Source organism: Sphingopyxis sp. CR5 (assembly GCF_059693785.1).
In genome coordinates, this window is sequence record NZ_JCATIE010000006.1 from 134,208 (window position 1) to 145,946 (window position 11,739).

At 66.8% G+C, this 11,739-nt stretch carries 10 protein-coding genes; 5 read left to right on the forward strand and 5 right to left on the reverse strand.

Annotated features, from left to right (window positions below):
- Positions 1-25 precede the first annotated feature (25 nt).
- Positions 26-1,372 carry a glutathione-disulfide reductase gene (gor, locus tag AC58D2_RS10990; RefSeq protein ID WP_497390190.1) on the reverse strand — a complete coding sequence of 449 codons (1,347 nt, stop codon included), beginning with the start codon at positions 1,370-1,372 and terminating at the stop codon, positions 26-28.
- Positions 1,373-1,481: 109 nt separating this feature from the next.
- On the reverse strand, positions 1,482-2,990 hold the full coding sequence (gene pgi, locus AC58D2_RS10995) for a glucose-6-phosphate isomerase (protein WP_497390192.1): 1,509 nt from the start codon (positions 2,988-2,990) through the stop codon (positions 1,482-1,484).
- 137 nt (positions 2,991-3,127) lie between these two features.
- Between pgi and lepB the strand changes: the two genes are divergently transcribed.
- The 4 genes from lepB (at position 3,128) to AC58D2_RS11015 (ending at position 6,044) form a co-directional block, all read left to right on the forward strand.
- Positions 3,128-3,994, forward strand: a complete 867-nt coding sequence (lepB, locus tag AC58D2_RS11000; RefSeq protein ID WP_497390194.1) for a signal peptidase I — start codon at positions 3,128-3,130, stop codon at positions 3,992-3,994.
- Entirely contained in the window at positions 3,991-4,674 is a 684-nt protein-coding gene (rnc, locus tag AC58D2_RS11005) for a ribonuclease III (protein WP_497390196.1), read from the forward strand. The genes lepB and rnc overlap by 4 nt, the downstream gene beginning before the upstream one ends.
- Positions 4,671-5,564: a GTPase Era gene (gene era / locus AC58D2_RS11010; protein WP_497390198.1), complete on the forward strand. Its 894-nt coding sequence runs from the start codon at positions 4,671-4,673 to the stop codon at positions 5,562-5,564. The genes rnc and era overlap by 4 nt, the downstream gene beginning before the upstream one ends.
- Before the next feature lie 213 nt (positions 5,565-5,777).
- Positions 5,778-6,044, forward strand: a complete 267-nt coding sequence (locus tag AC58D2_RS11015) for a hypothetical protein (RefSeq protein ID WP_497390200.1) — start codon at positions 5,778-5,780, stop codon at positions 6,042-6,044.
- Between the two features lie 217 nt (positions 6,045-6,261).
- Here the strand turns inward: AC58D2_RS11015 and topA are convergent, their stop codons facing one another.
- From topA to plsY, 3 genes are all read right to left on the reverse strand, one after another.
- The gene (gene topA / locus AC58D2_RS11020) at positions 6,262-8,811 is read right to left on the reverse strand and encodes a type I DNA topoisomerase (protein ID WP_497390202.1); all 2,550 of its coding nucleotides are present in this window, start codon (positions 8,809-8,811) and stop codon (positions 6,262-6,264) included.
- A 282-nt stretch (positions 8,812-9,093) separates the two neighbouring features.
- Positions 9,094-10,185: a DNA-processing protein DprA gene (gene dprA / locus AC58D2_RS11025; protein WP_497390204.1), complete on the reverse strand. Its 1,092-nt coding sequence runs from the start codon at positions 10,183-10,185 to the stop codon at positions 9,094-9,096.
- Positions 10,182-10,784, reverse strand: coding sequence for a glycerol-3-phosphate 1-O-acyltransferase PlsY (gene plsY, locus AC58D2_RS11030; protein ID WP_497390206.1), 603 nt, complete (start codon positions 10,782-10,784; stop codon positions 10,182-10,184). The genes dprA and plsY overlap by 4 nt, the downstream gene beginning before the upstream one ends.
- 143 nt (positions 10,785-10,927) lie before the next feature.
- Between plsY and murI the strand changes: the two genes are divergently transcribed.
- A complete protein-coding gene (murI, locus tag AC58D2_RS11035; RefSeq protein ID WP_497390208.1) occupies positions 10,928-11,734 on the forward strand; it encodes a glutamate racemase in 807 nt (268 codons plus the stop codon).
- The last annotated feature ends 5 nt before the right edge of the window (positions 11,735-11,739 follow it).

The window sequence follows — 11,739 nt, forward strand, 5'->3', positions numbered from 1 at the left end:
TCCCCGCGCAGGCGGGGGGCGACGGCTATTTGAGCAGCACCAGCTCTTCGGCCATGCTCGGGTGCAGCGCCACGGTTGCGTCGAAATCGGCTTTCTTGAGCCCTGCCTTCACCGCGACCGCCGCTGCCTGAAGAATCTCGGGCGCATCCGGACCGATCATGTGCAGGCCGACGACCTGGTCGGTCGCGGCATTGACGACCATCTTGTAGAGCGCGCGCTCGTTGCGCCCGGCAAGGACGTTCTTCATCGCGCGGAAATCGCTGGTGTAGACGCGCACCGAGCCCAGCGTATTGCGCGCTTCGGCCTCGGTTATGCCGACGGCGCCGATCGGCGGGTGGCTGAATACCGCGCTCGGAACATTCTTGTAATCGACGACGGTCGGCTTGCCACCATAGACGCTGTCGGCAAACGCCTGCCCCTCGCGGATCGCGACCGGCGTAAGCTGGATGCGGTCGGTGACATCGCCGACGGCATAGATGCTCGGCACCGATGACTGATTGGTTTCGTCGACCTTGATCGCGCCCTGCTTGTCGAGGTCGACCCCGGCCTCTTCGAGACCGAGCCCCCTGGTGTTCGGCGTCCGTCCGGTCGCCATCAAGACCGCATCGGCCTCGATCGGATCGCAATTGTCGAGGTGGACGGTGAGCGATCCGTCGTCATTCTTTTCGATCGACCGGAACGGCGCGTTGAAGCGGAATTCGATGCCCTTGGTCATCGAAATCTGGAGCAGGCGGTCGCGAATCTGCTCGTCATAGCCGCGCAGGATCGCATCGCCGCGATTGACGATCGTCACCTTGCTGCCGAACTCGTTGAAGATGCCCGCGAACTCGTTGGCGATATAGCCGCCGCCCGCGATGACGATCCGCCTCGGCAGGGTGTCGAGGTGAAAGACCTCGTTCGAGGTGATCGCATGTTCGCTGCCCGGAAAGTCGGGGACGAACGGCCAGCCGCCGGTCGCGACCAGGATGCGCTCGGCGGTGAGTTCGGTGCCGTCGGCGAGCCGCACCTTTTGCGGTCCGACGATCGTGGCGCGGGTCTTGAAGACTTGGACCTTGTGATTGTCGAGCGTCTGGCCATAGAGACCTTCGAGCCGGTCGACCTCGCCCAGCACATTGTCGCGCAGCACGTCCCAGTCGAACTTGCAATCGGGAACGTCCCATCCGAACTTGCGCGCGTCTTTCAGATCTTCGGCGAAATGCGCGCCATAGACGAGCAGCTTCTTGGGCACACAGCCGCGGATCACGCAGGTTCCGCCGACCCGATGCTCCTCCGCCACCGCGACGCGCGCGCCGTGCGACGCCGCGACGCGGCTCGCGCGGACGCCGCCCGATCCGGCGCCGATGACGAAGAGATCAAAGTCGAAATCGCTCATACCGATGAGTTCCCTGCTAAACCGGGCTGTCCTTCGCGCCCGCATCCCATGTGGTTACGCGACCGCGCGCTGCCAATCGATTTTTGCGCTCAGTCTGTCCGCCCTACCCTCATTGCTCGCCCAGCGCCGCCTTCATCAGCGCCTGCGTCGCCGGGTCGAATTCGACCGTCCCCTCGGCCAGCCCCTTCGCCATTTCCTTGCCGAGTTCGACCCCGAACTGGTCGAAGGGGTTGATGCCGAGCAGCACCGCATTGGCAAAGACCCGATGCTCGTAAAAGGCGATCAGCGCGCCCAGGCTGTGCGGACTCACCTGGTCGAGCAGGATCGTGGCCGAAGGCCGGTCGCCCGGATAATTGCGCGCGCCGTCGTCGCTCGAACGCCCGGTCATCAGCGCCGCCCCCTGCGCGATGCAGTTGGCGACGAGCGTTTCGTGATGCGCGTCGTCGAGCAGATGGTCGGGCTCGCGCGCCACGACGAATTCGACCGGCGTCAGATGCGTGCCCTGGTGCAGCAGCTGGAACACCGCATGCTGCGCATCGGTGCCGACCCCGCCCCAGGTGATCGCGGCACTCGCATGGTCGAGCGGCTTGCCATCGAGCGTCACCGCCTTGCCGTTCGATTCCATCTCGAGCTGCTGGAGATAGTCGGGGAGCAGCCGCAGCCGCTCGTCATAAGCGAAAACCGCACGCGTCTGGCAACCGAGGCGGTTCGCGTAAAGCTGGTCGACGAAAGCCGCGAGCAGGCAGACATTGTCGGCGCCGTTGGCGAGGCGGAAGTGGCGGTCCATTTCCGCCGCGCCCTCGAGCAGCTCGGCGAAGGCGTCCCAGCCCAGTGCGAGTGCCGCGGGAAAGCCGATCGACGACCACAGCGAATAGCGCCCGCCGACGGTTTCGCTGAACGGCAGGATGCGGGTCTCGTCGACGCCCCATTCCATTGCCTTGTCGGGACTGGCGGTCAGCGCGATGAAACGACCGGTCGGGTCCTCGACTCCCGCTTCCTCGAGCCATTGCAGGGCCGATGCGGCATTGAGCAAGGTTTCGGTGGTCGTAAAGGTCTTCGAAGCGACCGCGACGAGCGTGTGCTCGGGGCTGAACGTCGCGAAGGCTTCGCTCAGCGCCGCGCCGTCGACATTCGACACCACAGCGACGTCGTAGCGGCTGTTGTGACGACCGAGGGCATCGACCAGCAGGTCCGGGCCGAGCGCCGAGCCGCCGATGCCGATGTGGAGCAGGTGCCGAATCTCGCCGAACGCGCCGGCCTCGATCGCGTCGACGAGCATCCGCATCCGCTGGTGCAGTGCCTGCGCGCGATGCACCGATTCCGGCGCCCCCTCCCCGCGCTCGGCGCTATGCTCGGCGGCGCGATTCTCGGTCGGGTTGGCGACACCGCCCGAAAACAGCGTCTTGCGCCGCCCCGCGAAATCCTGCGCCACCGCGAGGTCGGACAAGGTCGACACGGCCGCGTCGTCGAGGTGCGTCTTGGCAAAATCGAAGCGGATGTCGGCAACGGTGCGCACCATCGCCTGCAAGCGTGCCGCGGGGTCCGTGGCGACGAGATCGGCAATCTTTTGCGGCGTCCAGTCGGCGAGCGCCTGCCAGGCTTGTGCGGCGGTGGTCATACAATCTCTCTTTCCATTTTCCGTTCGTGTCGAACGGACTGATCGGGCGCTTCCATAAGCCAGCCGCCGCGCCCATGCCAGCGCCGCTTGCCGATATTTGCTTGACGTGCAGACCTATTCGTCGCCAATGCCGCGCGATGACCGACGCCAGCGCTACCGCCGAAAGCTCGCCCAGCCCGACTCCCGTCTCCGCAAAGGAAGAGGCTGTCGACACGATCCGCTTCCTCGCCCTGCTGGCGATCGCGGTGCTGATCTTTCGCAGCTTCTTTCTCTCGCCGTTCAACATTCCGTCGGAATCGATGCAGCCGCGGCTGCTGATCGGCGACTATCTGCTCGTGAACAAGATGGCCTATGGCTATTCGAAGTTCAGCCTGCCGTTCAGCCTGCCGCTGATCCCGGGGCGTATCTTTCCGCGCACTCCGGAGCGCGGCGACGTCGTCGTGTTCAAGGCACCGCCGGTCAACGACAATGATTATATCAAGCGCGTGATCGGCCTGCCCGGCGATACGATCCAGGTCAAAAACGGCATCGTCTGGCTGAACGGCAAGCCGCTGAAGCGCGAGAAGATGGCCGATTTCGTGATCCCGGTGACGCAGAACATGATCGACGCCTCGCGCACCAACGGCACCCTGCCCTGCTATGCGATGCAGTTCGAGGAGATCGGCGCTAACGGCCAGCGCCAGTGCCGCTATCCGCGGTTCAGGGAGACGATGCCGAGCGGCAAGAGCTACGCCATTCTCGACATCACCTCGATCCCCGAGGACAACACCCCGCTGATCACCGTGCCCGCGGGGCATTTGTTCCTGATGGGCGACAACCGCGATCGCAGCGCCGACAGCCGTTTCCCGGCGATCGAGAATCAGGGCATCGGCCTGGTCCCCGAAAAGAATCTGGTCGGCCATGCGCTCGTATCGATGTTCTCGACCGACGGTTCGGCAAGCTGGTTCAACCCAATCAGCTGGTTCACCGCAGCGCGCTGGGACCGCATCGGGGATGGCTTTTGACGGACGGCGTTTCCGCTGACACGATCGCCGCCCTGACCGGGGCCGAACCCCGCGACATCGCCCTCTACCACGAAGCGCTGACCCACGGCAGCAGCGGCGCGGGCGATTATCAGCGGCTCGAATTTCTCGGCGACCGCGTGCTCGGCCTCGTGATCGCGTCGGAGCTGTTCCGCCGCTTTCCCAAGGCGGCGGAAGGCGAGCTGTCGTCGCGTCTCCACGCGCTCGCGTCGGGCGAAACCTGTGCGCGGGTTGCGCAGGCGCTCGACCTCAACGCGCATGTCCGCTTCGGCGCACAGGCGATCGGCGACGGCGGGCGGCAAAGCGACAATATCGCCGCCGACGTGCTAGAGGCGCTGATCGGCGCGCTGTGGCTCGACCGGGGCGAAGACGCCGCGCGCGCCTTCATCACCGCCAAATGGGGCGACATGATCGAGGGGCAGGTCGCCGCGCCCAAGCACCCCAAGGCGGCGCTGCAGGAATGGGCGCTTGCGCGCAAGCGCAAGCCGCCCGAATATCGCCTTGTCCGCCGCGAAGGCCCCGACCATGCCCCGCGCTTCCGCGTCGCGGTCGCGGTCGGCAAGCTCGCCGAGGCGGAGGGCGAAGGCGCGTCGAAACAGGCAGCAGAAAAGGCGGCCGCGGCGGCGCTGCTCGAACGATTGGCACAGGAAGACAAGACATGACCCAGCGCTGCGGCTTCGTCGCCGTCGTCGGCGCGCCCAATGCGGGCAAATCGACCCTCGTCAACGCGCTCGTCGGCCAGAAGGTCGCGATCGTCAGCCCCAAGGCGCAGACGACGCGCACGCGGCTGATGGGCGTCGCGATGGACGGCGACGCCCAGATCGTCCTGATCGACACGCCCGGCATCTTCGCGCCGAACCGCCGGCTCGACCGCGCGATGGTCGCTGCGGCGTGGGGCAGCCTGGAAGAAGCCGAGGCGATCCTGGTGATGGTCGATGCCGCGGCAAAGCTCGGCGGGCGCGTCGAGCGCGTGCTCGAAGGCGTCGCGGGGCGGCCCGAGAAGAAATATCTGATCCTCAACAAGGTCGATCTGAGCAAGAAGGACAAGCTGCTCACCATCGCAACCGAACTTAATGCGAAGCTGCCGTTCGACGAAACCTTCTTCGTCGCGGCGAGCAGCGGCGACGGCGTGCCCGAGCTCAAGGCGCATCTCGCCGCCCTGATGCCCGAGGGGCCGTGGCATTTCCCCGAGGACGAGGTAAGCGACGCGCCCGAGCGGACGCTTGCGGCCGAGATCACGCGCGAACAGCTCTATCGCCAGCTCCACGAGGAGCTTCCCTATCAGTCGACGGTTGAAACCGAGCTCTTCAAGACGCGCCCCGACGGGAGCGCCGAAATCCACCAGCAAATCTATGTCGCGCGCGACAACCAGCGCGCGATCGTGCTGGGCAAGGGCGGCGCGCGGATCAAGGAAATCGGCGCCAGGGCGCGCGCCGAACTCGCCGAACTGATGGGACGCAAGGTCCACCTGTTCCTGCACGTCAAGGTCAAGGAAAACTGGGACGAGGACCGCGGCGTCTATCGCGACATGGGGCTCGACTGGGTCGATTGAGGCGCGCGTTCGGGAGTCCGTCTCATTGCTGGACGGCTGGAGCGAGATGGCTTCGGTTGTCGGGTCCGCGTCGTCGTTCCAAAGTTCAGCAAAGTTCAGCCTTGTGCGGCCGCCGCTGGCTTGCGTTCGCCTAACCTGCCGCGCCTGCTCCCGCCCGCGTCCGCAAACCGGGCCGTGACCGCGTTTATCCACCTATCGAAAGAGCCGAAACGGATGCTGGCACAGCCGAACAATGTAGGACAGCCATTATTGCAGCGGATGTCCGACTTGGGGTGGGTAGCAGTCATTGACGCTGTGGGGCCAAAGGAAGATAAGCTCGCTCCAATGAGCCGCTATCGTTACATATTTTTGTTTGCCGTTGTCGCGGCATTATTCCTTGGAAGCGTGACGGTTGCTATCTTTCGAGCTGACAAATGTTCAGACCAGGGCGGTATCACGGTTGGATTTATGACCCGCAGCCAGGGCTGCATAAAACAGTAGTCGTTTTTCGGGGTGCGGCCGCAATCGGTCGTTCACGGGCATTCGTCATCCCGGACCCTTCGACAAGCTCAGGACAGGCTTGATCCGGGATCCATTCACACGACGCTGCGCCTAATGGACCCCGGATCAAGTCCGGGGTGACGATATTCTATGTGTCCACAATCGGTCGCTCCCTGCCATCGCCCCAACCCCGGGCGCGAAGAACCGGGACCGTGGCTTACTCTTCCGCCTTCTTCTTTGCCGGCGCCTTTTTCGCGGTCGCCTTCTTCGCCGGAGCCTTTTTCTTCGGCGCCGCCTTTTTCTTGCCCTTCGCCGGCCCCTTGGCCGCCTTGGCGTCGATCAGCGCGACCGCTTCCTCTTCGGTCAGCGCGTCGGGCTCCATCGTCTTGGGCAGGGTCGCATTGGTCTTGCCGTCGGTTACGTAAGGCCCGAAGCGCCCCGCCATCAGCTTCATCTCGCCGCCGCTCGTCGGATGCGCGCCAAAGGTCTTGAGCGGCTCGGCCTTCGCGCGCCCGCGCCCGCCGCCATTCGCGGCGTCGGCGATGCGCGCAACGGCGGCGTTCATGCCGATCTCGAAGATTTCCGTGGTGCCGTTCAGCTTCGCATATTTGCCGTCGTGGAGCAGATAAGGGCCATAGCGGCCGAGCCCCGCGACGATCGGCTTGCCGCTTTCGGGGTGCACCCCGACATCGCGCGGCAGGCTCAAGAGCCGTAGCGCATAATCGAGGTCGAAATCCTCTGTCGGGATGTCCTTCGGGATCGACGAGCGCTTCGCTTCCTTGCCATCGCCGAGCTGGACATAGGGGCCGAAACGGCCGCTGCGCTTCGTGACGTCCAGCCCGCTGTCGGGATCGGTGCCCAGCGTCTCGGGCCCGGTATCGCCCGCGTCGCTGCCGCCCGGCTGCGCGAATTTGCGGGTGAACTTGCACTCGGGATAATTGCTGCACGCGATGAACGGGCCGAAGCGCCCGCCGCGCAGCGCGAGCCGACCGGTACCGCAATTGGGGCACAGGCGCGGATCGCTGCCGTCGCCCTTGTCGGGGAAGAGATAGGGGCCGAGGAATTCGTCGAGCGCCGCGGTGATCTCCGACGGCTTCTGCTCCATCACCTCGCCGGTGCGCGGCTTGAAATCGCGCCAGAAGCGGTCGAGTACCGCCTGCCACTGGGCGCGGCCGCCCGATACGTCGTCGAGTTCCTCCTCGAGCCCGGCGGTGAAATCATATTCGACATAGCGCCCGAAAAAACGTTCGAGGAACGCCGTCAGCAGGCGCCCGCTCTCTTCGGGGTGAAAGCGGTTCTTTTCGACCCGGACATAAGCCCGGTCCTTCAGCACCTGCAGGATAGAGGCATAGGTCGACGGACGCCCGATGCCGAGCTCCTCCATCTTCTTGACCAGGCTCGCCTCGGAATAGCGCGGCGGCGGCTGGGTCTCGTGCCCCTCGACCTCGACCCCGGTCTTCGCGGGGGCATCGCCCTTGCCCATCGCGGGGAGCAGGCGCGCGTCGTCGTCCTCGGCATCGTCGCGCCCTTCGTCGTAGAGCGCGAGGAAGCCGGGAAATTTCACGACCTGTCCGGTCGCGCGCAGCATCGTCTTGCCGGTGCCGTCGGTCAGGTCGACGCTGGTGCGCTCGAGCCGTGCCGACGCCATCTGGCTCGCCAGCGCGCGCTTCCAGATCAGCTCATAGAGCCGCGCATGGTCGCCGCTGCCCGCCTTGTCCTTCGAAAAGTCGGTCGGTCGGATCGCTTCGTGCGCTTCCTGCGCGTTCTTCGCCTTGGTCTGATACTGCCGCGGCTGATCGGGGACATAGCCGCCGTCGTAGCGGTCGGCGATCGCCTTGCGCGCGGCGCTGATCGCGCTGCCGTCCATCTGGACGCCGTCGGTCCGCATATAGGTGATCGCGCCGTCCTCATAGAGATTCTGCGCGACGCGCATCGTGTGGCTCGCCGAGAAGCCGAGCTTGCGGGCAGCCTCCTGCTGCAAGGTCGAGGTCGTGAAGGGCGGCGGCGGGTTGCGGGTGAGCGGCTTGGTTTCGACCGCATCGACGGTGAAATGCCCTGCCTTCACATCGGCTTCGGCGGCGCGCGCGTCGGCCTCGGTGCCGATCGACAGCCGCTCGATCTTGTCGCCGCGCCAGCGCGCGAGCCGCGCCTTGAACGGCGTGCCGCCCATCTCGAACAGCCCGGTGACCGACCAATATTGCTGCGGCACGAAGGCTTCGATCTCGCGCTCGCGCTCGACGATCATGCGCAGCGCGACCGACTGGACGCGCCCCGCCGATTTCGCGCCGGGCAGCTTGCGCCACAGCACCGGCGACAGGGTGAAGCCCACCAGATAGTCGAGGGCACGGCGCGCGCGATACGCGTCGATCAGATCGTCGTCGAGCCCGCGCGGATGCGCCATCGCGTCGGTCACCGCCTGCTTGGTGATCGCGTTGAAGGTCACGCGCTCGACCACCTGCGGCAGCGCCTTTTTATTGCGCAGCAATTCCTGCACATGCCAGCTGATCGCCTCGCCCTCGCGGTCAGGGTCGGTCGCGAGGATCAGGCGGTCGGCCTGCTTCGCCGCGTCCTGAATATCCTTCAGCCGCTTCGCCTTGTCGGGATAGAGCTGCCACTGCATCGCAAAGCCGTCGTCGGGATCGACCGAGCCGTCCTTGGGCGGCAGGTCGCGAACATGGCCATAGCTTGCCAACACCTTGAAATCGCGGCCGAGATATTTCTCGATCGTCTTCGCCTTGGCCGGCGATTCCACAATTACCAACTGCATGAAAAATCCGTTCCCCGGGAACTGTTACGCATATACGCGCGAGGCTTGCCGACGCTCCGCCCGTCGTCAAGAGGCATTTGGTGGCGCATCGCCCGCCTGTCAATCGGGATGCCTCAGACGCTTTCCAGAGCGTGAGCGGCTCCGACTGAACCAACCCCGAACGATCGTGCGTCCCCGCGAAGGCGGGGACCCATCTCCCGACGAATGAAGATAGAGCCCTTCGGCGATGGGCTCCCGCCTTCGCGGGAGCACACAGCTTGTTCAGTCAAAGACGATCACGCTCTAGGCCCGCCCCCCTGAAACCTTCCCGCCCGCATGGCGCTCGACGCGTCCGGCGAGTTCGAGTTCGAGCAGGACGAGCTGGACGACCGCGGCGGGGCGTCCCGATTGGCGCACCACCTCATCGACGAGCACCGGGGTCGGGCCGAGCAGGTCGGCGATGCCGGCGCGGTCGCCGTCGGCCGCCTCGACCGGGGGCGGCTCCGGCACGCGCGCCGGCGCGGGTTCGCGCAGCATCCTACGGTCGATCGGCCCCACCGCCTCCAGCACGTCGGCGGCGGACTGGACCAGCGTCGCGCCGTCGCGGATCAGCAGGTTGCAGCCCTGCGCGCGCGGGTCGATCGGCGACCCCGGTACCGCCATCACCTCGCGCCCATAGTCGCCGGCGCGGCGCGCGGTAATCAGCGAGCCCGATTTCGGCGCCGCCTCGATCACCACCGTTCCCGCTGCAAGTCCGGCGATGATGCGATTGCGCGACGGGAAATGGCGCGCCAGCGGTTCGGTGCCCGGCGGCTGCTCGGCGATCAGCAGCTGGTCGCTCCCGATCTTGTCCTGCAGCGCGGCATTTTCGGGCGGAAACGCGATGTCGATCCCGCTCGCGATCACCGCCGCGGTCGCGCCGCCAAGCGCGCCGACATGCGCCGCGGTATCGACCCCGCGCGCAAGCCCGCTGACCACCGTGACGCCTTCGGCGCCGAGGTCGATGGCGAGTTGGCGTGCGAAGCGGCACGCCGCCGCCGAGGCATTGCGCGCGCCGACGATCGCGACGCACGGCCGCCGCAACATCGCGGTATCGCCGCGCACGATCAGGACCGGCGGCGCGCTGTCGATTTCGCGCAGCAGCGGCGAATAGTCCGCCTCGTCGACAAAGACGTGCCGGGCGCCAAGCTCGGCGACGCGCGCAATCTCGCGCTCGGCGAGATCGGCGGGCGCGATGCGGACCTGTCCCCCGCCGCCGCGACCGGCAAGGTCGGGGAGCGCCGCGAGCGCCGCTTCGCCCGATCCGAAACGCTGCATCAGCTGGTGCCAGCTGGCCGGCCCGACCCGCGGCGTGCGGATCAGCCGCAGCCGCGCGAGCCGCTCGGCATGGGTCACGCGGCGTCCTTCTTGCCGCCGATACGCGGCTCGGTCCCGGCCCGCAGTCGCGCGATATTCTGGCGATGCCGCCACAGCGCGACCAGCGCGAGCCCGGCAAGCCCGACGGCATAGGCAGGATAGCCGAGAACGAAGGTCGCGATGGGCGCCGCCACGACGCCCGACATGCCGCCAAGCGACGAGATGCGCGTTACGCCCACCACGGCGAGCCAGACGAGCGCGAACGCCAGCGCGATCGGCCAAGCCAGGGCAAGGTAGAGGCCGAGCAGCGTCGCGATGCCCTTGCCGCCGCGGAACCTGAGCCACACCGGGTAGCAATGGCCGATCACCGCGGCGGCCCCCGCGGCGATCTCTCCCAGATTGCCCGTTTCCGGCGCGAAATGGCGCACGAGCAGGACGGCGACCGCCCCCTTTGCGCCATCGAGCAGCACCGTCCCCGCCGCAAGCCCCTTGCGCCCGGTGCGCAGCACATTGGTCGCGCCGATACTGCCCGACCCGATCTGCCGCAGATCGCCGGCGCCGAACGCGCGCGTCAGGATCATTCCGAAGGGGATCGAGCCGAGCAGATAGCCCGCCGCGATCAGCAGATAGATGGTCATGGCACTCCCCGGCTGGTTCGCCGGCACTGTGGCGATGTTGCGCCGGGCAATCAATGGATTCGGTGGCGGTTGTGGTCGGAACGGACGAAACCCCATCGGCGGACCTGATTGACCTCGCCCGAGCGCGTGCTAGGCGAAGCAGCATGCAGCCTCCCGCGCCCGACGCCCCCATCCTCTTCTTCGACAGCGGCCTCGGCGGGCTCACCGTGCTCGGGCCGACGCGGGCGCTGCTGCCGACCGCTCGAATCGTCTATGCCGCCGACTATGCCGGCCTGCCCTATGGGCAAAAGAGCGATGCCGAACTCGCGGCGCGCGTTCCCGCGCTGCTCGGGCGGCTTGCCGAACGCTACCAGCCGCGGCTCGCCGTGATCGCCTGCAACACCGCCTCGACGATCGCGCTCGCGCACGTCCGCGCCGCGCTCGACCTGCCGATCGTCGGCACCGTCCCCGCGATCAAGCCCGCGGCTGCGCTGAGCAAAAGCGGCGTCATCGGCGTGCTCGGCACCGAAGCGACCGTGCGCCAGCCCTATGTCGACGACCTCAGCGCCAGATTCGCGGCCGACAAGACCGTCCTGCGCCACGGCAGCCCCGGCCTCGTGACCGGCGCCGAGGCCAAGTTGCGCGGCGAACCGGTCGATCCGCACGTCATTACCCGCGCCATCGCGGGCCTGCGCGACCAGCCGGGCGGCGACAGGATGGATGTCATCGTGCTTGCCTGCACCCATTTCCCGCTGCTGCGCGACGAGTTGCAGGCGGCGGCCGGCACCGGCGTCGCGCTGATCGACGGCGCCGACGGCATCGCGCGGCGCGTTGCCGATCTGACCCGGGGCCAGCTGTGGCCGGCGGTCGCGGCGCCGGGCATCGCGGTCTTCACGCGCAGCGACGATCGACCGCCGCCGCCGCTCGCCACCCTCGCCCCGTTCGGCATTGGATCGATTGAGACAATTTGACCCAG